The 23571-nt window shown below is 63.4% G+C and carries 22 protein-coding genes; 19 read left to right on the plus strand and 3 right to left on the minus strand.

Annotation, left to right across the window (positions count from 1 at the left end):
• Nucleotides 1-43: 43 nt before the first annotated feature.
• Nucleotides 44-1183, plus strand: a complete 1140-nt coding sequence (locus J7392_RS08255) for a M20/M25/M40 family metallo-hydrolase (protein ID WP_209217115.1) — start codon at nucleotides 44-46, stop codon at nucleotides 1181-1183.
• Nucleotides 1184-1209: 26 nt separating this feature from the next.
• Here J7392_RS08255 and J7392_RS08260 read toward each other — a convergent pair whose 3' ends face one another.
• Nucleotides 1210-2103 (minus strand): AraC family transcriptional regulator, encoded by an 894-nt coding sequence (locus tag J7392_RS08260; RefSeq protein WP_209217116.1) that lies wholly within the window; start codon nucleotides 2101-2103, stop codon nucleotides 1210-1212.
• A gap of 154 nt (nucleotides 2104-2257) precedes the next feature.
• Here J7392_RS08260 and J7392_RS08265 point away from each other — a divergent pair, with 154 nt between their 5' ends.
• The 7 genes from J7392_RS08265 to J7392_RS08295 all read left to right on the plus strand — a co-directional run bounded on the left by J7392_RS08265 (nucleotide 2258) and on the right by J7392_RS08295 (nucleotide 9125).
• Nucleotides 2258-3205 carry an SDR family oxidoreductase gene (locus J7392_RS08265; RefSeq protein ID WP_209217117.1) on the plus strand — a complete coding sequence of 316 codons (948 nt, stop codon included), beginning with the start codon at nucleotides 2258-2260 and terminating at the stop codon, nucleotides 3203-3205.
• A 234-nt stretch (nucleotides 3206-3439) separates the two neighbouring features.
• Nucleotides 3440-4570, plus strand: coding sequence for a TRAP transporter substrate-binding protein (locus tag J7392_RS08270; protein ID WP_067266961.1), 1131 nt, complete (start codon nucleotides 3440-3442; stop codon nucleotides 4568-4570).
• A 75-nt stretch (nucleotides 4571-4645) separates the two neighbouring features.
• Nucleotides 4646-5230 (plus strand): TRAP transporter small permease subunit, encoded by a 585-nt coding sequence (locus tag J7392_RS08275; RefSeq protein ID WP_093928097.1) that lies wholly within the window; start codon nucleotides 4646-4648, stop codon nucleotides 5228-5230.
• Nucleotides 5227-6645 (plus strand): TRAP transporter large permease subunit, encoded by a 1419-nt coding sequence (locus tag J7392_RS08280; RefSeq protein ID WP_209217118.1) that lies wholly within the window; start codon nucleotides 5227-5229, stop codon nucleotides 6643-6645. The genes J7392_RS08275 and J7392_RS08280 overlap by 4 nt, the downstream gene beginning before the upstream one ends.
• 7 nt (nucleotides 6646-6652) lie before the next feature.
• Nucleotides 6653-7990, plus strand: a complete 1338-nt coding sequence (locus J7392_RS08285; RefSeq protein WP_247744508.1) for an amidase — start codon at nucleotides 6653-6655, stop codon at nucleotides 7988-7990.
• Between the two features lie 10 nt (nucleotides 7991-8000).
• On the plus strand, nucleotides 8001-8162 hold the full coding sequence (locus J7392_RS08290) for a hypothetical protein (protein WP_209217120.1): 162 nt from the start codon (nucleotides 8001-8003) through the stop codon (nucleotides 8160-8162).
• A 3-nt stretch (nucleotides 8163-8165) separates the two neighbouring features.
• Nucleotides 8166-9125 carry a D-glycerate dehydrogenase gene (locus tag J7392_RS08295; protein ID WP_209217121.1) on the plus strand — a complete coding sequence of 320 codons (960 nt, stop codon included), beginning with the start codon at nucleotides 8166-8168 and terminating at the stop codon, nucleotides 9123-9125.
• 13 nt (nucleotides 9126-9138) lie between these two features.
• On the opposite strand, the gene J7392_RS08300 is transcribed toward J7392_RS08295, so the two are convergent.
• Complete coding sequence (locus J7392_RS08300; RefSeq protein ID WP_209217122.1) at nucleotides 9139-10074, minus strand: EamA family transporter; 936 nt, start codon at nucleotides 10072-10074, stop codon at nucleotides 9139-9141.
• An 18-nt stretch (nucleotides 10075-10092) separates the two neighbouring features.
• Complete coding sequence (locus tag J7392_RS08305) at nucleotides 10093-10626, minus strand: TetR/AcrR family transcriptional regulator (protein ID WP_209217123.1); 534 nt, start codon at nucleotides 10624-10626, stop codon at nucleotides 10093-10095.
• 88 nt (nucleotides 10627-10714) lie between these two features.
• On the opposite strand from J7392_RS08305, the gene J7392_RS08310 reads away from it, so the two are divergent.
• The 11 genes from J7392_RS08310 (at nucleotide 10715) to J7392_RS08360 (ending at nucleotide 23566) form a co-directional block, all read left to right on the plus strand.
• Nucleotides 10715-11785: an alcohol dehydrogenase family protein gene (locus tag J7392_RS08310; RefSeq protein WP_209217124.1), complete on the plus strand. Its 1071-nt coding sequence runs from the start codon at nucleotides 10715-10717 to the stop codon at nucleotides 11783-11785.
• A gap of 198 nt (nucleotides 11786-11983) precedes the next feature.
• Nucleotides 11984-13111: an ROK family transcriptional regulator gene (locus tag J7392_RS08315; protein WP_209217298.1), complete on the plus strand. Its 1128-nt coding sequence runs from the start codon at nucleotides 11984-11986 to the stop codon at nucleotides 13109-13111.
• A gap of 3 nt (nucleotides 13112-13114) precedes the next feature.
• Nucleotides 13115-14041 carry a carbohydrate kinase gene (locus tag J7392_RS08320; protein WP_209217125.1) on the plus strand — a complete coding sequence of 309 codons (927 nt, stop codon included), beginning with the start codon at nucleotides 13115-13117 and terminating at the stop codon, nucleotides 14039-14041.
• A gap of 149 nt (nucleotides 14042-14190) precedes the next feature.
• Nucleotides 14191-15654, plus strand: a complete 1464-nt coding sequence (zwf, locus tag J7392_RS08325) for a glucose-6-phosphate dehydrogenase (protein WP_209217126.1) — start codon at nucleotides 14191-14193, stop codon at nucleotides 15652-15654.
• A complete protein-coding gene (gene edd, locus J7392_RS08330) occupies nucleotides 15651-17459 on the plus strand; it encodes a phosphogluconate dehydratase (RefSeq protein ID WP_209217127.1) in 1809 nt (602 codons plus the stop codon). The genes zwf and edd overlap by 4 nt, the downstream gene beginning before the upstream one ends.
• 3 nt (nucleotides 17460-17462) lie before the next feature.
• Entirely contained in the window at nucleotides 17463-18116 is a 654-nt protein-coding gene (gene eda, locus J7392_RS08335) for a bifunctional 4-hydroxy-2-oxoglutarate aldolase/2-dehydro-3-deoxy-phosphogluconate aldolase (RefSeq protein ID WP_209217128.1), read from the plus strand.
• A 150-nt stretch (nucleotides 18117-18266) separates the two neighbouring features.
• A complete protein-coding gene (locus J7392_RS08340; protein ID WP_209217129.1) occupies nucleotides 18267-19298 on the plus strand; it encodes a LacI family DNA-binding transcriptional regulator in 1032 nt (343 codons plus the stop codon).
• A 115-nt stretch (nucleotides 19299-19413) separates the two neighbouring features.
• On the plus strand, nucleotides 19414-20718 hold the full coding sequence (locus tag J7392_RS08345) for a sugar ABC transporter substrate-binding protein (protein ID WP_209217130.1): 1305 nt from the start codon (nucleotides 19414-19416) through the stop codon (nucleotides 20716-20718).
• A gap of 118 nt (nucleotides 20719-20836) precedes the next feature.
• Nucleotides 20837-21703, plus strand: coding sequence for a sugar ABC transporter permease (locus J7392_RS08350; protein ID WP_209217131.1), 867 nt, complete (start codon nucleotides 20837-20839; stop codon nucleotides 21701-21703).
• 12 nt (nucleotides 21704-21715) lie between these two features.
• Nucleotides 21716-22546, plus strand: a complete 831-nt coding sequence (locus J7392_RS08355; protein WP_067625898.1) for a carbohydrate ABC transporter permease — start codon at nucleotides 21716-21718, stop codon at nucleotides 22544-22546.
• A gap of 15 nt (nucleotides 22547-22561) precedes the next feature.
• Nucleotides 22562-23566 carry an ABC transporter ATP-binding protein gene (locus J7392_RS08360; RefSeq protein WP_209217132.1) on the plus strand — a complete coding sequence of 335 codons (1005 nt, stop codon included), beginning with the start codon at nucleotides 22562-22564 and terminating at the stop codon, nucleotides 23564-23566.
• Nucleotides 23567-23571 lie beyond the last annotated feature (5 nt).

The raw sequence follows: 23571 nt of genomic DNA on the forward strand, positions 1-23571 counted from the left end.
GCCAACCGCCCGCTGTCGCGCGGCGGAGGAAAGGATATTGAACATGACCAACCCGCTCGATCTGCCTTTTGATACCGAAGAGATGCTCACCGGGCTGCGCCCATGGATCGAAACCGAAAGCCCCACATTCGACGGGGCGGCGGTGAACCGGATGATGGATGTGGCGCAGCACGATCTGGCGGTCTTGGGCGCGCGGACAGAGCGTATTCCAAGCCCGATGGGGCTGGGCGACAGCCTGCGCGCTGAGATGCCCCATCCCCGCGCGGGCGAGGGGGGCATCCTGCTTTTGGGTCATATGGACACGGTTCACCCCCTCGGCACCTTGGCGAGCCTGCCTTACAAACGCGAGGGCGATATCTGCTACGGCCCCGGTCTGATGGACATGAAGGGCGGCAATTACGTCTACCTCGATGCGCTGCGCAAACTACAGGCCGCCGGGGTCGAGACGCCGCTGCCCGTGACGGTGCTTTTCACCCCGGATGAGGAAATCGGCACCCCCGCCACCCGCCGTCTGATCGAAGAGGAGGCGAAGCGCCACAAATACATCCTCGTCCCCGAACCTGCCCGCCCCGACGGCGGCGCGGTGATCGGGCGCTACGCCATCGCGCGGTTCAACCTCCAGACCCGGGGCCGCCCCAGCCACGCGGGCTGGGCGCTCTCCGAAGGCCGCTCGGCCATCGCGGAGATGGCCAAGGCCGTGGGCACGATCGAAGGCATGACGACCGAGGACTGCACCTTCTCGCTCGGGGTCTTTCACGCGGGCCAATGGGTCAACTGCGTCTCCTCGGTCTGCGATGCCGAAGTGCTCACCATGGCGAAAACGCAAGAGCAGCTCGACGCAGGCGTTGAAAAGATGATGGCGCTGAACTCGGACGAAGGCGATGTGATCATGGAAATCCGCCGCGGCGTCACCCGCCCGGTTTGGGAACCCGACCAGCCCGGCACGATGGCGATGCTGAAGCTCGCGCAGGAGATTGGGGGCGAACTGGGGATCGAGATCACCGGAAGCTCTGCCGGGGGCGGATCGGACGGCAATTTCACCGGTTTCCTCGGCCTGCCAACGTTGGATTCGATCGGCGTGCGCGGCAAGGGTCTGCATACGTTGCAGGAGCATATCTATGTCGACAGCCTCACCGAACGTGCGAAGCTGGCGGCGGGGCTGTTCTGTCGGTTGACGGCTTGAGAGGGGGGGAGGGGCGGAGGCCCCCTCTAAACGACCCCCGCCGCTAGCTGCTGCGCGTCGCCCCATTCGCGGGGGGATTGGCCGTACATGCGTTTGAACTCTCGGCTGAATTGCGAGGCGCTGACATAGCCCACCGCCATTGCCGCTTCGCTGACCGTGGCGCCGCCTGCGATTTTCACGGCGGCATTGTTCAGGCGCATGGATTTGACGAATTGTATCGGCGACATCGTCGTTACCTGTTTGAACTTGCGGTGAAATACCGCGCGGCTCATGCCCGCGCGTTGGGCCATGGCGTCGATGGAGATGGGCGCATCCAGATGGGCCGCGACATGCGAGATGGCCCGCGCCACGGCATTGCCCGCCCCGAAGGCCCGCCGCGCGAAGAGCCCTGCCTCTCCTTTCAAGATGGCGTAGTACAGTTCCCGCAGGCGCGCTTCGGCCAGCACGGCGCGGTCGGTTTCGCTTTCGCTCAATTGCAGCAGGCGTAGCAGGGCGTCGGAGAAGGCCCCGTCCCATGCCGCGAGTTTGATCCCCTCGGCGCGCAGGTCGGCGGGGGCAGGGGGCAGCAGGCTCCCCGCGCTTTCCATTTCAAGCGAAAGCTCCGCCATCAGCCGCGAATCCAAAGCGATGTAGACGCCGAATAGCGGGGTCTGGGGCGAGGCGCTTGGCGTGCCCGCTTTGACCGGCATCGACATGGGGCAGCACATATAGCGGCTGTCGTCATAGACATAGCGCTGACCGTCGAGCACCGCCTCTTTCGCGCCGCTGACGATGGCGATGACAGAGGGTTCATAGACCGCAGGCGCGCAGGGGATCGCGCTGGTCGCCCGGAAATACTGCACGCCCTTGATGCCGGTCTCGGTCAGCCCGTCGATGTGGCTGTGCCGCTCGATGATATGTCGGATTTGGTCTTTGCTCATGCGTGGAGATTAGGACCGCATGAGCCTTTCACGCAATGGCTGTGAGAGGATCAGGCAAGTAATCGCGACAATCCGGTCTATTTCCGTAGAGTGCTGAGATTTATCTGCAGGGTCAACGGGGCGCGATGCCTCAGCAAAGCTAAGGAACGAGACCATGACAGATAAGACTTTCGGCGCGCACGGCTGGACCCCTGAGCGGATCGACGGGGTAGAGGGGAAGACCTTCGTGATCACCGGGGCCAATGCGGGGGCCGGATTTCAGGCAGCGCGGACCTTGCTGTGCAAAGGTGCCGCGGTGGTGATGCTGAACCGCAGCGCGGAACGGTCGGCAGAGGCGGTGGCCAAGCTGAAAGACGAATTTGGCGCGGCGGCGCGGGTGCGTTTCGTGCAGATGGACCTTGCCGATTTGCAGTCGGTGCGCCGCGCGGCGGCAGAGGTTCTGCGCGACATTCCCCGCATTGATGCGCTGATCTGCAACGCTGCCATCGCGCAGGTGCCAAACCGCCAGTTGACCAAGGCAGGCCACGAAAGCCAGCTCGGCACCAATCACTACGGCCACTTCCTGCTCTGCGGCTTGCTCTTCGACCGGATCGACGAGAGCGGTGGCCGGATCGTGGTGGTTGCGAGCCTTGGCTACAAGATGGGCCTGCGCACCATCCAGTTCGACGACATGAACTGGGACAAGAATTACCGCGCCAACCCAGCCTATAGCCAAAGCAAGCTGGCGCAGATGATGTTTGCCTATGAGTTGCAGGACCGCGTCGCGCGGGCGGGGAGGAACGTGGCGGTCTATGTCTGCCATCCCGGTGCGTCGGCCACCTCTTTGATAAGCACCAGTGGCGGGCTGATGACCCGGTTCACTTGGTGGCTGATGTCGAAATTGCCGATCGTTCAAACGGCGGAGCGTGGTGCCTATCCCGAGGTCATGTGCGCCACCGAGGATGGGCTGGAGCAGCGCGCGCTTTACGGCCCCACAGGCCGGATGGAGATGGTCGGCCCGGTTGGGCGCGGCAGGTTGGAGCCCTATGCCTATGACAAAGAGACGATGGTCAGGCTCTGGGAGCGGTCCGAGGCGGAAACCGGCTTTCGCTGGGCGGTTTGAGGGGCGGGCGGGGCCTGTCTCCGCCCTGCTCAGAACGCGCGATATACGCAGGCCATCCGCGCCGAAGGAGAGTGTCTATTTTCGGAGCGTTTGCACAATAAAGTTGCACTTGAAGAGTCCCTTGCGGACAATTCTTGCCAAATGAGATCATTTGGTTAGTCTCTGATCTCGGGTCGCCCGACCAATAGCGTATTTCAAGTAAGCAAAGGGGCGGCCACTCTGGGAGGAGGAAACATGACTGAGACTAAAAAGTTCAATCGACGTTCGTTCCTGACGAAGTCCGCACTTGCTGGGGGGGCGGCGACGGGGAGCATGCTGGCCGCACCGGCGGTGCTGGCCCAAGCGCCGATCGTCATCAAGATGCAGACGTCGTGGAACGACGCGAACATCTGGCAAGACTTCGCCCGCGATTATGCGACGCGGGTGGAGGAGATGTCGGGCGGGCGTCTGAAGGTCGACGTGCTGCCCGCGGGCGCGGTCGTCGCGGCGTTTCAGGTGCTCGACGCGGTGAACGACGGTCTGATCGACGCGGCGCATTCGGTGCCGGTCTATTGGTACGGCAAGAACAAGGCCGCATCGCTCTTTGGCACCGGCCCGGTTTTCGGCGGCTCTGCCACCACGATGCTGTCGTGGTTCTATCAGGGCGGCGGTCAGGAACTCTATAACGAGCTGACGCAGGACATCATGGGCCTCGACGTTGTGGGCTACATGGGCTTCCCGATGTTCGCCCAGCCTTTCGGCTGGTTCAAGAATGAGGTCAATACGGTCGACGACCTGCAGGGCTTCAAATACCGCACCGTGGGTCTGGCCGCCGATCTGATGGCCAAGCTGGGCATGTCGGTCGCACAGCTGCCGGGCGGTGAGATCGTGCCCGCGATGGAGCGCGGCGTGATCGACGCCTTCGAGTTCAACAACCCCTCGTCGGACAAAGACTTCGGCGCGCAGGATGTGGCCAAGAACTACTACCTGTCGTCCTATCACCAAGCGTCTGAGAGCTTTGAATTCCTGTTCTCCAAGATGTTCCTCGAAGACCTCGACCCTGATCTTCAGGCGATCTTGAAATACGCGGTTGAGGCGGCCTCGACCGCGAACACGGCCAAGGCGATGGACCGCTATTCGGCGGACCTTCAGTTCCTGCAAAACGAGGCTGGCGTGACCGTGCGGCGCACGTCCAAGGAAATCTTGGATGCGCAGCTTAAAGCATGGGATGAGTTGATCCCCGAGCTGGAATCCGATCCTTTCATGAAAAAGACCCTCGACAGCCAGCGCGAATGGGTCGACCGCGTGGCCTATTACGAGTTGATGAACTCGCCGGATTACGGGCTTGCTTATGAGCATTACTTCCCCGGCAAGATCAAACTCTGATCCCGCAAACCCATAACATCACCGCGAACTCCGGCGCATGGCGTGCCGGGGTTCGTGCGAGATACCGAGGGCATCATGATATCTTTCATTCGGTTCGCCGATAACCTTTCCGCATGGTTCGGCAAGGCTTTTGCGTGGCTCATTTTGCTGATGTCCATCGGCACGGGCTACGAGGTTTTTGTGCGCTATGTGCTGAACAATCCCACGGCTTGGGCGCTGGATGTGTCCTTCATCATGTATGGCACGCTCTTTATGATGGGCGGGGCCTATACGCTATCGCGGGGTGGCCATGTGCGGGGGGATTTCCTCTACCGGCTGTTTCAGCCGCGCACCCAAGGCATGATCGACCTCGTGCTCTATATCATCTTCTTTTTCCCCGGCGTCACCGCGCTGATCCTCGCAGGTTGGAAATATGCCGCCCGCTCGTGGTCATACGGCGAGGTGTCGGTCAACAGCCCGGCGGGGGTTCCGATCTATCAATTCAAGGCGATCATCGTGGCGGCGGGGATACTGCTGTTCATCCAAGGCATCGCGCAGGTCTGCCGCTGTCTCATCGCCATACGTTCCAACTACTGGCTCGAAGCCGAGGAAGACGTCTTTGAGACCGAAGACCTCATGATGCGCGAAGCCAACAAGGCCGAAAAGGGCCATCTCACATGACCGATCCGCAAATCGCCCTGATGATGCTTGGGCTGTTCATCGTCTTTGTTTTCCTGGGCTTTCCGATTGCTTTCACGCTGATGGCCATGGGCATCGGCTTTGGCTATTACGCCTATTTCGACGCGCGCCGCATGTGGCGCAGTTTCGACCGGCTGGACGAGGGGGCCGGCCAATGGGAGCAATGGTCGACCTGGCTCGACGGGTTTTTCAACAACCGAATATTCGACCTCTTCGTGAACCAGACCTTCACGGTCATGTCGAACGAAGTGCTGACGGCGGTGCCGCTGTTCCTTTTCATGGGCTATATCGTGGAGCGGTCCAACATCGTCGACCGGCTGTTCACCACGCTCAACATCGCCTCCAAGAACATTCCCGGCTCCATGGGGGTCGCGGCGCTGATCACCTGCGCGTTGTTCGCCACCGCCACCGGCATCGTCGGCGCCGTGGTCACGCTGATGGGTCTTCTGGCCCTGCCCGCGATGCTGAAGGCGCGCTACAACCCGTCGTTCGCCGCCGGCATCATCTGCGCGGGCGGCACCTTGGGCATCCTGATCCCGCCCTCGATCATGCTGATCGTCTATGCGGCGGCGACCAATGTCTCGATCGTGCGGCTCTATGCGGCGGCACTGTTGCCGGGGCTGACGCTGGTGGGTCTCTATCTGGTCTACATCATCGGGCGGTCGCTGCTGCAGCCCTCCTCCGCCCCGCGCCCCACGGCGGACGAGGTGCCGGACATGCCGATGGGCAAGCTGTTGCTGATGATCGCCACCTCCTTCCTGCCGCTGGCCTTCCTCATTTTTGCGGTGCTCGGCTCGATCCTCTTTGGCCTCGCCACCCCGACGGAGGCGGCTTCGATCGGGGCGCTTGGCGGCATCTTCCTTGCCTTCATCTACCGCGCGATGACATGGCAGCGGATGCGCGAGAGCGTCTATCTCACGGTGCGCACCACGGCGATGGTCTGCTGGCTTTTCGTTGGCTCCTACACCTTCTCGGCGGTGTTCTCCTACCTTGGCGGGGAGCATGTGATTTCCGAGTTCGTGCAGTCGCTGAACCTGTCGCCGATCATGTTCCTGATCCTTGCGCAGCTCATCATCTTCCTGCTGGGCTGGCCGCTGGAATGGTCCGAAATCATCATCATCTTCGTGCCGATCTTCTTGCCGCTGCTAGCCGTCTTCGAGATCGACCCGCTGTTCTTCGGCATCCTCGTAGCGCTGAACTTGCAGACCTCGTTCCTAACGCCACCGATGGCGATGTCGGCCTATTACCTCAAGGGGATCGCCCCGCCCGAGTTGCGGCTGACGCAGATTTTCGCGGGGGTCATGCCCTTCCTGTTCTGCGTGATCCTGTCGATGATCTTGATGTATGTCTTCCCGCAGATCGTCTTCTACCTGCCGGAGGTGTTCTATGGGCGCTGAGCCAAGTATGACCGCCGCAGCAGCGCTCGGCGTGGTTGAGTTGCGGGACCGTTTGGCGACCGGCGCATTGGATGCGCTGGCGCTGGTGGAAAGCTACATCGCGCGGATCGAAGCGCGCGAGGAGGTGGTGGGCGCTTGGGCGTGGTTCGACCCCGAGTTCGCCCGCGCGCAGGCCCGCACGCTTGATAGTTATCGCCGGGCGGGCAGGCCGCTGGGGCGGCTGCACGGGTTGCCGGTGGGGCTGAAAGACGTGATCGACACGCGCAGCATCCCCACCGAAAACGGCGCGGCGCAGGACAAGGGGCGCGTGCCGCTGCGCGATGCTTTCATTGTCGAGCGGCTGCGGGCCGAAGGCGCGATCATCATGGGCAAGACGGTCACGACCGAACTGGCCTTCATGCATCCGAACAAAACCACCAATCCGCATAATCCGGCGCATAGCCCCGGCGGCTCATCCCAAGGGTCGGCGGCGGCGGTGGCCGATGGGATGGTGCCCTTGGCCATCGGCACGCAGACGGGTGGTTCGGTGATCCGGCCTGCGTCCTTTTGTGGGGTCACGGGGTTTAAACCAACCTTCGGCGCGATCCCGCGCCGGGGGGTGCTGACGCAATCGCCCTCGCTCGACACCGTTGGCGTCTTTGCCAGCGATCCCGCCGGGGCCGCGCTGCTGGCCGAGGTGCTGTTTGGCCATGATCCCGAAGACAGCGCGACTGAGCTTGCCCCGACCCCCGCGCTCTTGGCCGAGGCGAGCAGCGCGCCGCCGATCCCGCCGGTTTTCGGCTTCCTCCGCCCGCCGGGATGGGAGGAGGCCGATCCGCAGCTTCACGCCGCTTTCGAGGAACTGGTCGCGGCCCTTGGCGATCAGGCTTTCGAGATGCCCCTGCCGCCGGTCTTTAGCGAGGCTGCCGAGGCGCGCAAACGCATCAATTTTGCCGAGATGGCCTATCACTACTACCCCTATCTGCGCGACGGGGCCGAGTTGCTCTCTCCCGTGGCGCGGGAGGCGATGGAGGCGGGCAATAAGGTGCTGGCCCGCGATTACCAATCGGCCCGCGACCTGCCCAAGGTGCTGACCGCCGCGCTGGAAGAGTTGCTGACCCGTTGCGACGTACTGCTCTGCCCCGCGGCCACCGGCCCCGCGCCGCGTGGGTTGGAGACTACCGGTGACCCGATCTTTAACGGTCTTTGGACGCTCTGCGGCAGCCCCTGTGTGTCGCTGCCGTTGATGACCTCGGAAGAGGGGCTGCCGATGGGGGTGCAACTGGTCGGCGGTCACGGTCAAGACGGGCGTCTGATGCGCAGCGCCCAGTGGCTTTTCGACTGGGCCGATGGTGCAACTGAATGAGGATGAGACGATGAACCGCCTACTTGCCCTGCTCGCCTTTACCGCGATTGCGGTGTTTTTGCTGATCCTCGCCGTAGAGGTGCCCAGCATCGACCTGATCATCATCGTCGCGGTGACCTTGGCCTTTGTGGCCTATGACTTTTTCACCTCCAGCCGGAAAGATCGGGACTGAGCCATGGGCAAACCCGTCATTTGGATCACCCGGCAGCTCTCTGAGGCCACGCTCGACCGCGCGCGGCGAGATTACGAGGTGATCTGGGACCCCGCAGACAAGCCCGGCAGCGCCGAAGACATCATCGCGATGAGCGCGCGTGTCGATGGCATGATCCCCTGTCATTCCGAGCATTTCAGCGCCGATGTGGTGGCCCGGCTCGACCCCCGGCTCAAGATCATCGCGAACCATTCCGTGGGCGTCGATCACTGCGATCTGCCCAGCCTCAAGGCGCGGGGGATCGTGGTGACGAACACGCCCGGCGTTTTGTCGGATGCCACGGCGGAACTGGCGCTGATGTTGATGCTGGGGGCGGCCCGTCACGCGGTGGCCGGGGACCGGCTGGTGCGCAGCGGGCAGTGGCAGTCGTGGTCGCCTGCGATGCTGGTGGGCAAACAGCTTTCCGGTGCGCGGCTTGGCATCATCGGAATGGGCGGCGTGGGCCGGGCCTTTGCCCGCAAGGCGCGCGGGCTGGATATGGAAGTGCATTACCACAACCGCCGCCGCCTGGACCCAGAAGCGGAGGCGGGGGCGACTTATCACGCCGAGTTGGACGACCTGCTGGCAGTCTCGGATTTCCTCTCGCTGCACTGCCCTGCCACGCCTGAGACGGTGGGCCTCATGAACGCCGCGCGTTTGGCGGGGCTGCCCAAAGGCTGCGTGATCGTGAATACCGCGCGGGGCAATCTGGTGGAGGAGGCGGCGCTGTTCGACGCGCTCACCTCGGGCCATGTCGGCGCGGCGGGGTTGGATTGCTTCGTGACCGAGCCGGGCGGCAACCCGGCCTTTGCGGCCCATGATAACGTGATGATGATGCCCCATGTCGGCAGCGCCACCGTGGCCACCCGTGATGCGATGGGCTTCAAGGCGCTGGACAATCTCGACCATTTTTTCCGGGGTGAGACGCCGCCGGATCAGCTTTAGCGGCAGCGGTCCTCTAGGTGGCGCGTGGCGGCGGGGTAGGTGTATGCCGCCGCAGCCGTCGCGGGGCGGGCAGGGTGATGATGGACAAACAGCCGATCACCAACGCCACGCCGACCCAGCCCTGCGGGGGCAGGCGTTCGCCCACGATGACCACAGCCAACACCGCCGCGACGACCGGCTCGAACAGGGTGATCACGGTGGCCGTGCTCGCCTCAACCCGGGCCAGGCCGTAGCCGAAGGCGATATAGCCCAGAAACATCGGCACGGCGGCCATATAGAGCCCCACCGCGGCGTTGGTCCAAGAGGCCAGAAACGCCCCGCCCGAGACCGCCAGCACCGGCATCAGCAAGAGCCCGCCCAGCCCAAAGGTCGCCCCCATGGCCACGGCAGAGCGGGTGCCTTGCAGCATCATCCGGCGCGCGCTCCATGAATAAAGCGCGTAGGTGAAACCGCCGATCAGCCCCAGCAAAACGCCCATAGGGACGGAAGGCGCGCTTACCGCGCTGCCGTGCGTCTCGCCTTCGGCCAAGCAGATCAGCCCCATGCCGATCAGGCCCACCGCCGCGCCGAAGGACCAGCGCAGGGTCAGGCGGCGGCCATCCAACAGGTATTCGATCAGCGCCGAGAGCAGGGGGGCGGAGCCGATGGTGATGACCGTGCCCACCGTCACCCCCGCCAGCCGCATCGCGCCGTAAAAGGCCAGCGGATAGACCGCCACGGCCAGCGCGCCGATGACCAGCAGGCGGCGCTGTTGCAAGAGCCGCCTGCGTTGGTTCAGGATGCCCCGCCCGGCCCAGAGGGCCTGTGCGATACCGCCCAGCCCCATGGCAGCGGCACCGATGGCGGCGGCGCTGACCTCGGGGGCGAAGGTGGCGGCGGTGCCGGTCGTGCCCCAGACCACGGCAGCGAAAAGGATGGCGATCACGCCCCAGCGGTGGCCCTGCATCATGGAAACGTCCCTAGCATGTCATTGGTGCTGGCGCGTATCGCGCAGCAGGGTTTTGGCCAAATGCTGCGCGGCGGTCACCGCCTGCGCCCCGCGCAGCGGCCAAGTCTGCGTGAGCCCTTCGAGGATCAACAGCAACTCGGTCTCCGCACCCGGCAGATCGGCGGCTGCGGCGGCTTTGGCCGCGACCTCGGCCTTATGGCGCGAGAGTAAGGCGTGCAGTTTTTCGCTGCCGGGGTCGGCGGCGACGGCGGCGTGGAACAGGCAGCCGTGCGAGGTTTCCGTCTCCATCCACTGCCCGACGCGGGTCAGAATTGCCTCAAGCGCCTTGGTCGGGGTCTCGGGCAGATCGCCGAAGACCAGCGCCAGATAGCGTTGCTGCCGGTTCTCCAGTGCCGCCAGTACCATTTCGGCGCGGGAGGGGGTGTATTTGTAGAGCGTGCGCAGGCTCACCCCGGCCGCATCGCGCAGGTCTTCGACGCTGGGGTCGGCAAAGCCGCGGGTGGCAAAGGCACGTTCCAGCCCGGCGGCGATCTTGCTTTTGGTATCTGTCATGCTTGACGATGTAGAGGGGGCGCTCTACCTACGCAAGTAGAGCAATCATTCTACACTTGACCATTCTGCCGCTGAAGGAGCCCGAGCGATGACCCTACCGAAGACCATGAAAGCGATGCTGCTGACCGGCCATGGCGGCTTGGACAAGCTGGAGTGGCGCGAGGATGTCGCGCTGCCAAAGCCCGCCGCCGGGGAGGTTCTGGTTCGCGTCGGCGCGGCGGCGGTGAACAACACGGATGTGAACACGCGCACGGGCTGGTATTCCAAAGCGGTGCGCGGCGACACCGGCTCGGCGGCGAGCGAGGGCTACGGCGGCGCGTCGGACGCCGATGGTGGATGGTCCGGCGCTTTGAGCTTTCCGCGCATCCAAGGGGCCGATTGCTGCGGAGAGGTCGTGGCCGTGGGCGCGGGTGTCGATCAAGGCCGCATCGGCGAGCGGGTTTTGATCCGGCCCATGTACAGCCCGGCGGGCGCGGGGCCGGATGATCTCGTCACCTTCGGATCGGAGCGGGACGGCGGTTTCGCGGAATATGCCACCGCCGAGGCCAGCAATGCGCTGCGGGTCGATAGCACCCTCACGGACGTTGAACTCGCCTCCTTTCCCTGCGCCTTTTCGACGGCCGAGGGGATGATCCAGCGTGCCGCTTTGGGGGCCGAGCGTGTGTTGATCACCGGCGCCTCGGGCGGGGTCGGCTCGGCGGCGGTGCAACTGGCCAAACGGCGCGGCGCGCATGTGACGGCGGTGACCAGCCCCGGCAAGATGGAGGCGCTGAAGGCGCTTGGCGCGGATGAGACCTTCGACCGGGATGCGGCCCTGCCGGAGGACAGCTATGACGTGGTGCTCGACCTCGTCGGAGGGGCGGGTTGGCCTAAGTTGCTTGACGCGCTGGTGACGTGCGGGCGCTATGTAACCTCGGGCGCGATTGCCGGGCCGATCGTGGAGTTGGACCTGCGCACGCTCTACCTCAAGGACCTGACCCTGATGGGCAGCACGCGGCAAGAGCCAAGCGTTTTTGCCGATCTGGTGGGCTATATCGAACGCGGGGAAATCCGGCCTGTCGTGGCGGAAAGCTACGCGCTGCGCGATCTGAAACAGGCGCAGGAGGCGTTCATCGAAAAGTCCCATATGGGGAAACTCGGGATCACTGTCGCAGATTAACCGCAAAAGCCGGCCGCTCGCTTTTGGGCGGTCGGCCCTTCATCGCGCAATAAGTCAATTAGATTGATTTAAGCGTTGACTCACTTGCTCCCATCTGGGATTTCTCCGGTGAAACGCCGCATGAACCGGGGGGAGGCCAGTTTGCAGCAGCTACAGACAGTCGCCGACCGCGCCGCGCGCGGCTCGAACCAGAGCGGGATGCGGGCCTATAACGAACGGCTGGTTTTGTCGCTCATCCGGCGCAGCGGGCCGACCTCCAAGGCCGAGATTGCCCGGCTTACGGGCCTCTCGGCGCAGACCGTCTCCGTCATCATGCGCGCCCTCGAAGCCGAGGGTCTGCTGAAGAAAGGCGCGCGGGTGCGGGGGCGGGTGGGGCAGCCATCGGTGCCGATCAGCCTGAACGCCGAGGGTGCGTTCTTTCTGGGGCTGAAGGTCGGGCGGCGCAGCGTCGAATTGATCCTGACCGATTTCGAAGGGCAGGTGACCCGCCACAGCAGCGAGACCTACGCCCATCCCACGCCCGATGCGGTCATGGCCTTTGCCGCGCGCGCTTTGCAGGAGGCGCTCGCCTCTCTCTCCGCCGAGCAGCAGGCGCGGGTGGCCGGGCTGGGCGTGGCCCTGCCGTTTGGCATCTGGGAATGGGAAGTCGCGGGCGGCGATCTGAGCGCGTGGCAGACCTTTGATATCGAAGCGGCTTTGGCGGAATTGGTCGATCTGCCGATCTATATCTGCAATGATACCTCTGCCGCTTGTGGGGCGGAACTGGTCTTTGGCGCGCAGGACAAGCCGCGCGATTTCCTCTATTTCTACATTGGCTATTTCGTCGGCGGCGGGCTGGTGCTGGACACCAAGCTCTACACCGGCAAAAGCGGCAATGCCGGGGCGCTCGGCTCCATGCCGTTGGTCGGGGATGCGGCGCGGCAATTGGTCGATGTGGCTTCCTTGGCGACTTTGGAGGGCGCCTTGCAAAAGGCCGGAGAGACCCGCCGCGCCCCGTGGAGCGATCCGGCGGCCTGGGGCTTTGGCGACGACATCTTGCACCCATGGCTCGACAGCACGACCGAGGCATTGGCGCAGGCGATCCGGGCCGCGACATGTTTGATTGATTTCGACACGGTGATGATCGACGGGTCGGTGCCCGCAGAGGTTCGTGCCGAATTGGTCGCCCGCACCCGCCGCCACCTCGCCGCCCGGCCCCTCCCGGGCGTCACCCTTCCCGAATTGCGCGAAGGCACCGTCGGCAGCGACGCCCGCGCGCTCGGCGCGGCGAGCCTGCCGCTTTCGGACCGTTTCCTCGTCGACCGCGACGCATTTTTGAAAGGCTGACAGATGATCCTTTGCTGCGGAGAAGCCCTGATCGATATGATCCCCAGCCCGACCAAGGCGGGCCCCGATGGCTTTGTGCCCCATGCGGGCGGGGCGGTGTTCAACACGGCCATCGCATTGGGGCGGCTCGGCGCGCAGGTGGGGATGCTCTCGGGTCTGTCGTCAGACATGTTCGGGCGGCAGTTGGTCGATGGGTTGAAGGCAAGCCATGTGGATGTGTCGCATGTTGTCCTGTCCGACCGTCCGACGACGCTGGCCTTCGTGCGGCTGGTGGGCGGCCATGCGACCTATGATTTCTATGACGAAAACTCCGCCGGGCGGATGATCTCGCCGGGGGATATGCCCGCGCTTTCGGCTGAAGTCTCGGCGCTGTATTTCGGCGGGATCAGCTTGGCTTGCGAGCCGGGCGCGGATGCCTACGCAGACCTGCTGGCGCGCAACGCCGAAGGCCGTGCGGTGATGATTGACCCCAACATCCGCCCCGGTTTCATCAAGGATATCGAACGTTATCGCCAAAGGCTCGACCGGATGCTGGCGCTGTCGGATATCGTGAAGGTCTCGGATGAGGATCTGAACTGGATCAACCCCGCGCCGCTGTCGCTGCGCGACAAAGTGGCCGAGTTGCTAAAGAAGGGGCCATCGGTTGTCATCCTGACCCGCGGGGGCGAGGGGGCAACAGGCTATCTGGCGAATGGCGAAGAGGTGCAAGTGCCCGCCGTGAAAGCCGAAATTGTCGATACGGTCGGCGCGGGCGACACGTTCAACGCAGGCGTTCTGGCCAAGATGTCCGAGCTGGGGCAGTTGCATAAATCTGCGCTTGCCATCCTCGCGCCAGAGGTGCTTTCCGAAGCGCTCGCCTATGGCGCGCGGGTTGCCGCCGTGACCGTTTCGCGGGCCGGGGCGAACCCACCTTGGGTAGAGGAAATATGAAATGTTGAAGAACCGCCTATCTTTTTCGCTCAAATATGTTAGCGCTACCAGTGGCCGCCCGGAGGAGGGTGCGAAGGGGATGGCGATGGCTTTGGGCAATCGAAAACAGGGTGCCGTAGCGCGCCTGCGCAGGCAGGAGGGCTGACCCCATGGTATCGCGCGTAATCCCCGTTGATCCTTTCGACCTCGTCATTTTCGGCGCGACCGGCGACCTCGCCCGGCGCAAGATCCTGCCCGGTCTGTTCCACCGCTTCACCGTCGGCCAGATGCCGGAGGCCGCGCGGATCGTCGGCGCGGCCCGTTCCGAGCTTGATGCCGAGGCCTTCCGCAAGATGATCCGCGACAGCCTGCTGGAGTTCGCCCCCAAGCTGGCCCAAGAGAGCGCCGCCTTGGAGCGGTTTCTTGGCATGGTGCATTACGTGCGCGTGGATGCCTCGGGCGATGCGGGCTGGGCAGACCTCAAAGACCTGATGCGCGATGATGTCGTGCGGGCCTTCTACCTCTCGGTCTCGCCGTCGCTCTTCGGGACGATTGGTGGCAAGCTGCATGACCACGGCATCGCCACAGCCGAGAGCCGCATCGTCGTCGAAAAGCCCTTTGGCCATGATTTGGAAACCGCGCAGGCGCTGAACGCCGATCTGCGTGCCAATTTCGACGAAAGCCAGATTTACCGGATCGACCATTACCTTGGCAAAGAGACGGTGCAGAACCTCATGGCGCTGCGTTTCGCCAATGCGCTGTGGGAACCCTTGTGGAATTCCACACATATCGACCATGTGCAGATCACCGTGTCCGAGAGCCTCGGTGTCGAAGGGCGGGGCGAGTATTACGATAAATCCGGTGCCATGCGCGACATGGTGCAGAACCATCTGATGCAACTGCTGTGTCTGACGGCGATGGAGCCGCCCTCGCGCTTTGACCCCAACGCGGTGCGCGATGAGAAGGTGAAGGTGATTGAGGCGCTGGAGCCGGTGGCGCAGAAGGACATTGCTCGCGGCCAGTACCGCGCCGACAATGGCGCGGGCAGCTACCGCGACCATGCGGGCGACCCCGACAGCCGCACCGAAAGCTTTGTCGCAATGAAGGTGAAGATCGCCAATTGGCGGTGGGCGGGCACGCCCTTCTACCTGCGCACGGGCAAAAAGCTGCGCGGGCGCAGTTCCGAGATCGCGGTGATCTTCCGCGACCCGCCGCATATGATCTTCCCCGCGACGGAAGGCCACAAAGGCAACGCGCTGATCATCCGGTTGCAACCGGATGAGGGCATCACCCTGCGCAACACCATCAAAGACCCCGGCCCCGGCGGCATGCGTCTGGCCGAAGTGGCGCTGGATATGACCTTTGCCGATGCCTTGGGCGAGCAGGGCACCCCGCAGGACGCCTATGAGCGGCTGATCATGGATGTGATCCGCGGCGATCAGACGCTCTTCATGCGCGGGGACGAGGTCGAAGCCGCTTGGGCCTGGGCCGATCCGATCATTCACGGCTGGGAAGAGACCCGGCAACCCCCGTACCCCTATGACCCCGGCAGCTCCGGCCCCGAAGAGGCGCTGATGCTGATGCATCGCGACGGCCGCCGCTCGCGCGAGATCACACGAAAGGACGAGACATGACCCTGCATTCCACGATTGACCGCGTCACCGACCGTATCATCGCCCGCAGCGAGGCGACCCGGCGGCCCTACCTCGACCGGATGGAAGCCGCCCGTGCCAAGGGTCCGGCCCGCGCGCATCTGTCTTGTAGCGGGCAGGCCCATGCCTACGCCGCCTCTGGCGCGGATAAGGACCGGCTGGCAAGCACCAGCGCGGGCAACCTCGGGATCGTGACGACCTATAACGACATGCTTTCGGCGCATCAGCCGTTTGAGCGCTATCCCGATCTGATCCGCGACGCCGTGCGGGCGGCGGGCGGCACTGCGCAGGTCGCGGGCGGGGTGCCCGCCATGTGCGACGGGGTGACCCAAGGCGAAGCGGGGATGGAACTGTCGCTTTTCTCGCGTGATGTGATCGCCTTGGCGGCCTCCGTGGCGCTCAGCCACAACACCTTTGACGCGGCGGTTTTCCTTGGGGTCTGCGACAAGATCGTGCCGGGGCTGGTGATTGCAGCGCAGGCTTTCGGCCATTTGCCAGCCGTCTTCCTGCCTGCCGGGCCGATGGAGAGCGGGCTGTCGAATGATGAAAAAGCCAAGGTGCGCCAGCAGTTCGCCGCGGGCGAAGTCGGGCGTGATGCGCTGATGGCCGCCGAGATGGCCGCCTATCACGGCCCGGGCACCTGCACCTTTTACGGCACCGCCAACACCAACCAGATGCTGATGGAGTTCATGGGACTGCACCTGCCGGGGGCGAGCTTTGTGCCGCCAAACGGGTCTTTGCGCGATGCGCTGACCCAAGAAGGCGCGAAACGCGCATTGGCGCTGAGCGCTTTGGGCAATGATTATACCCCCGTCGCCTCGGTTCTGGACGAAAAGGCCTTCGTGAACGGGATCGTCGGGCTCAACGCCACGGGCGGGTCGACCAACCTGCTGATCCACCTCATCGCCATGGCGCGGGCCGGGGGAATCATTCTGGATTGGGAGGATTTCTCGGACATCTCCGATGTCGTGCCGCTGCTGGCGCGGGTCTATCCCAACGGTCTGGCGGATGTGAACCATTTCCACGCCGCCGGGGGCTTGGGCTATATGATCGGCGAATTGCTCAACTCCGGCCATCTGCACCCCGATACCCAAACCGTCGCCGGGCAGGGGCTGGAGCATTACACCGCCGAGCCGAAGCTGAAGGCCGAGGGGCTGGTCTGGGAGAAGGGCGCAGGCGAGAGCCTGAACGAGAAAATCCTCCGCCCTGCCAGCGATCCTTTCCAGCCTACCGGCGGGCTGCGCCGCATGGCCGGGTCGCTCGGCACCGCCTGTATGAAGGTCTCTGCCGTGGCGCCCGAACATCACGTTATCGAAGCCCCGGCGCGAGTCTTTGCAGATCAGAACGAGGTGAAGGCGGCCTTCAAAGCGGGCGAATTGACCGGCGATCTGGTCGTCGTCGTCCGCTTCCAAGGCCCCAAAGCCAACGGCATGCCCGAATTGCACAGCCTGACGCCGCTTCTGTCGATCCTTCAGGGGCGCGGGCAGAAGGTGGCGCTGGTCACCGATGGGCGCATGTCGGGCGCGTCGGGCAAGGTGCCTGCGGCGATCCACGTCAGCCCTGAGGCGGTCGACGGTGGCCCCATCGCGCGGGTGCAGGATGGCGATTTGCTGCGGGTTGATGCCGTGGCAGGGACGCTCGACGTGCTGGCCGAAGGATTCGACGACCGTCCCAACGTCACCGCTGATCTTTCTGCTTACCATGCCGGGACGGGGCGCGAGTTGTTCGCTATGTTCCGCGACACAGTCGGTTCTGCTACCACCGGCGCAACCATTTTTGGAGGCTGATCCATGACCCTTACTGCAAAAGACGCCAGCGGTCGCACCCGTGAAATCTGTGCGCTTGCCCCGATTGTGCCCGTGTTGGTGATCGACGATGTCGCCGACGCCCGCCCCTTGGCCGAGGCGCTGGTCGCGGGCGGGCTGCCTGCTTTGGAAGTGACCCTGCGCACCCCTGCCGCCCTCGACGCGATTGCCGCCATGGCCGAGGTCGCGGGCGGCCATGTGGGGGCGGGGACGCTGGTCACCCCCGAAGACGTGCGTGCAGCGAAACGGGCGGGGGCGACCTTTGGCGTCTCGCCCGGTGCCACCGATGCGTTGATCGCGGCCTGCGAGGAGGAAGGACTGCCCCTCTTGCCCGGCGCCGCCACGGCGAGCGAGGCGATGCAGTTGTTCGCGCGCGGCTATGACATGCTGAAGTTCTTTCCCGCCGAAGCCTCGGGTGGCGCGCCCGCGCTCAAGGCCATCGGCGCGCCCCTGCCGCAGATCACCTTCTGCCCGACGGGCGGGGTCAGCCCCGACAATGCGGAAAGCTACCTGAGCCTGCCCAACGTGCTTTGCGCGGGCGGCAGCTGGGTTGCCCCGAAGAAGCTGATCGATGCCGGGGACTGGGCCGGGATCGAAGCGCTGGCCCGCGCCGCGGCGCAATTGGGCAAGGCCGGTTAACCCCGGAAGAGGGTCGAGCTCGGGCTTTCCGTTGCCCCCCCCGAAGGGCCGCGGAAAGCCTGACGCCACCAGACCCTTGCTGGCTGGACGAACTTATCTCTATATTGACTTTAGTTTACGCGCGCAGCGTTTCGTCAAGGGAGGGTTAAGATGGGCCAGCAGAAGATCCGCAATATGGAGGAGTTTGCCGCCGTGAGCGGCATTTCGCGGCCCACCCTGTCGAAATACTTTAACGATGCCGACAGCGTGCGGCGCTCGACCCGGGAGCGGATCGAAGCGGCGCTGAGCCAGTATGACTATCGCCCGAACGTCTATGCGGTGAACCAAAACCGCCGCAAAACCCGCAACATCGGCGTGGTCGTGCCCAACCTTGCCGACCCGTTCTTTTCCGAGATCGGCCGCGAGGTGGAGCTGGCCTGTCTGGCCGAGGGCTATAGCCCGATATTGCTCAGCTCGCATGGCAACCCGGCGCAGGAGCGGGCCAATCTCGACTCGCTTCGGGCGCTGAAACCGGCGGGCGTGTTGCTGGCGCCCTTCGGCAAAGCCTCGGACCGTGACGAGATCGCGCGCTTTTGCAAGGATGTGCCGGTGGTGACCTTTGACGCCAATGTCGAAGGGGTTTGCGAGGCTTTCGTCGGCACCGACAACTTCCAAAGTGTTGATTTGATCGTCGAATACCTCTGCCGCAGCGGTGAGCCGCCCTGTTTTTTCGAGATGAAGACCCCCAGCAACCCCAACGCCAACAAGCGCCGCCAAGCCTATCTGGAAGCGATGGATCGGCACGGTTTTGCGCCCCATATCCATCAGGTGCCGGGGGAGGGTTGGAACTTTGAAGAGATCGGCGCGACCGAGGGCGGCAAGCTGATCTCGGCGGGAGCGTTCGAGACGGATACGGTGCTTTGCTCGAACGACCGTCTGGCCATCGGCATGCTCTCGGCGGCCTATGGGATGGGGCTGCGGGTTGGCCATGGCAAGGACTGCGCCATGCGGATCGCGGGGCAGGACGATCACCCGTTCTCGCGCTATACCTGCCCGCCGCTGACCACCATCGCGCAGGATTACGGGGCCATCGCGAATCGTGCCGCCAGTACCCTTTTTCGCATCATCGAAAGCGAAACCCGCCTGGCCGAGCGCGAAGAAACGCTATTCGACGGCAAACTGGTGATGCGCGCTTCTGCCTAAGTCATTGAGTTCGCAAGTTGCTCAGAAAATAGTTATCGCGCGTAAAATTTAATTTGACTGCGCGTTGCGTGGGTCGTTAGTCTCGGTTCATCATCTATAGAGGGAGGAACTATCGATGTTCTGCGATAAATCACTTTACGCCGCGACGGCCTTGGGCCTGATCATGGCGGGCGGCGCGGTTGCTGAGACGATCACCATCGCCACCGTGAACAACGGCGACATGATCCGCATGCAAGGCTACACCGACAAATTCACCGAAGAGACCGGCCACGAAGTGGAATGGGTCACCTTGGAAGAGAACGTGCTGCGCCAGCGCGTCACCACCGACATCTCGACCAAGGGCGGTTCTTTCGACATCATGACCATCGGCATGTATGAAACGCCGATCTGGGGCGCGAACGGCTGGCTGGTGCCGCTGGACGACCTCAGCGAAGACTATGACGCAGACGATATCCTGCCCGCCATGGCCGGTGGTCTGAGCCACGACGGCACGCTTTACGCGGCACCCTTCTATGGCGAAAGCTCCATGATCATGTACCGCACTGATCTGATGGAAAAAGCCGGCATGGAAATGCCGAAAGACCCGACATGGGAATTCATCCGCGAAGCCGCCGCCGCCATGACCGATCGTGAGAACGACATCAACGGCATCTGCCTGCGCGGCAAGGCCGGTTGGGGCGAGGGCGGTGCGCTGATCACGGCGATGTCCAACTCCTTTGGCGCCCGCTGGTTCGATGAAGACTGGAACGCCCAGTTCGACACCGAGGCATGGGCCAATACGATCAACTTCTACAAAGACCTGATGGATGAAAGCGGCCCAGCGGGCTACGCCTCCAACGGCTTCAACGAGAATCTCTCGCTCTTCCAGCAGGGCAAATGCGGCATGTGGATCGACGCCACCGTGGCGGCGTCCTTCGTGACCAACCCCGACGATTCCACCGTGGCCGACAAGGTTGGTTTTGCGCTGGCACCGGACACGGGCCTTGGCAAACGCTCCAACTGGCTCTGGGCATGGGCGCTGGCAATCCCGGCAGGCACTCAAAAAGAAGATGCCGCGAAAGAGTTCATCGAATGGGCCACCTCAAAAGACTATATCGAGATGGTCGCCGAGAACGAAGGCTGGGCGAACGTCCCTCCCGGTGCGCGCAAGTCGCTTTACGAGAACCCCGAGTACCAGAAAGTGCCCTTCGCGCAGATGACGCTCGACTCGATCCTCTCGGCTGATCCTGAGAACTCCACCGTCGATCCGACGCCTTACGTCGGTGTTCAGTTCGCCGCGATCCCAGAGTTTGCAGGCATCGCGACCGACGTGAGCCAAGAGTTCTCTGCCGCCTATGCCGGTCAGCAGACCGTCGAAGAGGCACTTGAGAAGGCACAGGACCTGACCAACGACGCAATGGAAGCTGCTGGCTACCGCTAAGCCGCTGCTTCTCCGGCACAAAGGGCGGCGGGCACCGCCGCCCTTTTCCGCCTCACCACCTGATATGATACCCTTCACCTAAACGCGGCATCCGCCGCCTGCAGAGGAGATGTGCCCGATGGCTACCCAACATTCCCGATCAGCGGCACGCCTGATGATGGCCCCTGCGGTGGTCTTGCTCCTAGGATGGATGCTCATCCCGCTGACCATGACGCTCTATTTTTCCTTCAAGAAATACCTGCCGATGCGCGGCGGTGATCTGGGCTGGGTGGGGTTCGACAACTATGTGCGCTTCGTCACCTCCAGCTCTTTCTGGCCTTCGGTGATGACCACGCTGGTCATCGTTGGCGGTGTGCTGGCGATCACGGTCTGCCTCGGCATCCTGCTTGCCCTTCTGTTGAACCAGCCGATGTGGGGTCAGGGCTTTGTCCGCATCCTCGTCATCGCGCCCTTCTTCGTCATGCCCACCGTGTCGGCGCTGGTGTGGAAGAACATGTTCATGGACCCGAACTATGGTCTCTTCGCGCATCTGTGGGAGTTCTTTGGCGCCACCCCAGTGCAATGGATGAGCCAAGCCTCGCTCTCGTCGATCATCATCATCGTATCCTGGCAATGGCTGCCCTTCGCGACGCTGATCCTGCTCACCGCGATCCAGTCGCTCGACCGCGAGCAGCTTGACGCCGCCGAGATGGACGGCGCGCCGGTGACCAAACGTTTCGCCTATATCACCCTGCCGCATCTGGGCCGCGCGATCACCGTGGTGATCCTAATCCAGACGATCTTTCTCTTGTCGATCTTCGCGGAGATTTTCGTGACCACGGGCGGGGCCTTTGGCACCAAAACACTGACCTATCTCATCTTCCAGCGCGTGCTGGAAAGCCAGAACATCGGCCTCGGATCGGCGGGCGGTGTCTATGCAATCATTCTCGCCAATATCGTTGCCATCTTCCTGATGCGCATCGTCGGCAAGAACCTGGACGCCTGAGGAGGAGACATCATGGCACGCGCAGTCACCAGACAACGCAAGATCGTCAACACGGCCCTCGCATGGGGCATCGGTTTCCTGATCTTCTTCCCCATCCTTTGGACCATCCTTACCAGCTTCAAGACCGAAGCACAGGCCATCGCCGATCCGCCGATCTTCCTCGGTTTTGATTGGACGCTGGCGAATTACGAGGCGGTTTTGGAGCGGTCCAACTACGGGCGCTTTCTGTGGAACTCGATCATCATCGCCGGGGGCTCGACCGTCCTTGGCATCCTGATCGCGGTGCCTGCCGCGTGGTCGATGGCCTTTGTGCCCGGCAAGCGGACCAAAGACATCCTGCTCTGGATGCTCTCGACCAAGATGCTGCCCGCGGTGGGTGTGCTCTATCCGATCTATCTGCTTTGCATCCAGTTTGGCGTGCTCGACAGCAAGATCGCTTTGGTCATCATCTTGATGCTTATCAACCTGCCGATCATCGTCTGGATGCTCTACACCTACTTCCGCGAAATCCCCGGCGAGATCTTGGAAGCGGCACGGATGGATGGGGCAAGCCTGCGCGAAGAGGTGCTTTACGTCCTCACACCCATGGCGATCCCCGGCATTGCCTCCACCCTGCTGTTGAACTTCATCCTCGCATGGAACGAAGCCTTCTGGACGCTCAACCTCACCGCGGCCAAAGCGGCACCGCTCACCGCCTTCATCGCGAGCTATTCCAGCCCCGAAGGCCTTTTCTACGCGAAACTCAGCGCGGCCTCGACCATGGCCATCGCGCCAATCCTCATCCTCGGCTGGTTCAGCCAGAAACAACTCGTCAGCGGCCTGACTTTCGGCGCAGTCAAGTAAGCAAGGGACAGTCACATGGGACAAATCAAACTCAATCAGGTTTCCAAAAGCTTCGGCGATGTGGAAGTCATTCCGCCCCTTGATCTGACCATCGAAGATGGCGAGTTCACGGTCTTTGTCGGCCCCTCGGGCTGCGGGAAATCGACCCTGCTGCGGCTGATCGCCGGGCTGGAAGACATCACCTCGGGCCATATCGAGATCGACGGCACCGATGCGACCCATGTGCCGCCCGCGAAACGGGGCTTGGCGATGGTGTTCCAGTCCTACGCGCTTTACCCGCATATGTCGGTGCGCAAGAACATCGCCTTTCCGATGAAGATGGCGGGCGTTCCGGCGGAGGAACAGCAGCGCCGGATCGAAGCTGCGGCCAAGGCGCTGAACCTCACCGACTATCTTGACCGCCGTCCGGGCCAACTCTCGGGCGGTCAGCGCCAGAGGGTTGCCATTGGCCGTGCCATCGTGCGCGAACCTTCGGCTTTCCTTTTCGACGAGCCGCTGTCGAACCTCGACGCCGCGCTGCGGGTAGGTATGCGTCTTGAAATCAGCGAGTTGCACAAGCGGCTGGCCACGACGATGATCTACGTCACCCACGATCAGGTCGAAGCGATGACCATGGCCGACAAGATCGTCGTGCTGCGGGCGGGCCATATCGAACAGGTCGGCTCCCCGCTTGAGCTTTACTACAAGCCGCGCAACGAATTCGTCGCGGGCTTCATCGGCTCGCCCAAGATGAACCTGATCAAGGGCGCCGAAGCCGAAGCGCGCGGCGCGCCGACCATCGGCATCCGGCCCGAGCATTTCGACGTCTCCACCACCGAAGGCGCATGGGAGGGCACCATCGGCGTGGCCGAGCATCTGGGCTCGGACACCTTCTTGCACGTCCATGGCGTAGCGGGCTGCGACCCGATGACCGTGCGCGTGGATGGCGAATTGTCGGTCCGACATGGGGACAGGATTTTCCTGACCCCACAGGCGGACAAGCTGCACCGGTTCGACGCGCAGGGCCTTCGGGTCGAGTAATGCAA

Origin of the sequence: Sulfitobacter sp. R18_1 (assembly GCF_017743915.1) — a bacterium.
Lineage (GTDB): Bacteria > Pseudomonadota > Alphaproteobacteria > Rhodobacterales > Rhodobacteraceae > Sulfitobacter > Sulfitobacter faviae.

What these genes read in the sequence shown, in the direction of transcription:
- J7392_RS08315 (WP_209217298.1), top strand. Translation starts at nt 11,984, where the DNA reads ATGCGGGCCTATAACGAACGGCTGGTTTTGTCGCTCATCCGGCGCAGC.
- J7392_RS08300 (WP_209217122.1), bottom strand. Translation starts at nt 10,074, where the DNA reads ATGATGCAGGGCCACCGCTGGGGCGTGATCGCCATCCTTTTCGCTGCC.
- J7392_RS08340 (WP_209217129.1), top strand. Translation starts at nt 18,267, where the DNA reads ATGGGCCAGCAGAAGATCCGCAATATGGAGGAGTTTGCCGCCGTGAGC.
- J7392_RS08285 (WP_247744508.1), top strand. Translation starts at nt 6,653, where the DNA reads ATGACCGCCGCAGCAGCGCTCGGCGTGGTTGAGTTGCGGGACCGTTTG.
- zwf (WP_209217126.1), top strand. Translation starts at nt 14,191, where the DNA reads ATGGTATCGCGCGTAATCCCCGTTGATCCTTTCGACCTCGTCATTTTC.
- J7392_RS08275 (WP_093928097.1), top strand. Translation starts at nt 4,646, where the DNA reads ATGATATCTTTCATTCGGTTCGCCGATAACCTTTCCGCATGGTTCGGC.
- J7392_RS08290 (WP_209217120.1), top strand. Translation starts at nt 8,001, where the DNA reads ATGAACCGCCTACTTGCCCTGCTCGCCTTTACCGCGATTGCGGTGTTT.
- J7392_RS08350 (WP_209217131.1), top strand. Translation starts at nt 20,837, where the DNA reads ATGGCTACCCAACATTCCCGATCAGCGGCACGCCTGATGATGGCCCCT.
- J7392_RS08310 (WP_209217124.1), top strand. Translation starts at nt 10,715, where the DNA reads ATGACCCTACCGAAGACCATGAAAGCGATGCTGCTGACCGGCCATGGC.
- J7392_RS08265 (WP_209217117.1), top strand. Translation starts at nt 2,258, where the DNA reads ATGACAGATAAGACTTTCGGCGCGCACGGCTGGACCCCTGAGCGGATC.
- J7392_RS08295 (WP_209217121.1), top strand. Translation starts at nt 8,166, where the DNA reads ATGGGCAAACCCGTCATTTGGATCACCCGGCAGCTCTCTGAGGCCACG.
- J7392_RS08320 (WP_209217125.1), top strand. Translation starts at nt 13,115, where the DNA reads ATGATCCTTTGCTGCGGAGAAGCCCTGATCGATATGATCCCCAGCCCG.
- J7392_RS08255 (WP_209217115.1), top strand. Translation starts at nt 44, where the DNA reads ATGACCAACCCGCTCGATCTGCCTTTTGATACCGAAGAGATGCTCACC.
- eda (WP_209217128.1), top strand. Translation starts at nt 17,463, where the DNA reads ATGACCCTTACTGCAAAAGACGCCAGCGGTCGCACCCGTGAAATCTGT.
- J7392_RS08345 (WP_209217130.1), top strand. Translation starts at nt 19,414, where the DNA reads ATGTTCTGCGATAAATCACTTTACGCCGCGACGGCCTTGGGCCTGATC.
- J7392_RS08305 (WP_209217123.1), bottom strand. Translation starts at nt 10,626, where the DNA reads ATGACAGATACCAAAAGCAAGATCGCCGCCGGGCTGGAACGTGCCTTT.
- J7392_RS08360 (WP_209217132.1), top strand. Translation starts at nt 22,562, where the DNA reads ATGGGACAAATCAAACTCAATCAGGTTTCCAAAAGCTTCGGCGATGTG.
- J7392_RS08260 (WP_209217116.1), bottom strand. Translation starts at nt 2,103, where the DNA reads ATGAGCAAAGACCAAATCCGACATATCATCGAGCGGCACAGCCACATC.
- J7392_RS08280 (WP_209217118.1), top strand. Translation starts at nt 5,227, where the DNA reads ATGACCGATCCGCAAATCGCCCTGATGATGCTTGGGCTGTTCATCGTC.
- edd (WP_209217127.1), top strand. Translation starts at nt 15,651, where the DNA reads ATGACCCTGCATTCCACGATTGACCGCGTCACCGACCGTATCATCGCC.
- J7392_RS08270 (WP_067266961.1), top strand. Translation starts at nt 3,440, where the DNA reads ATGACTGAGACTAAAAAGTTCAATCGACGTTCGTTCCTGACGAAGTCC.
- J7392_RS08355 (WP_067625898.1), top strand. Translation starts at nt 21,716, where the DNA reads ATGGCACGCGCAGTCACCAGACAACGCAAGATCGTCAACACGGCCCTC.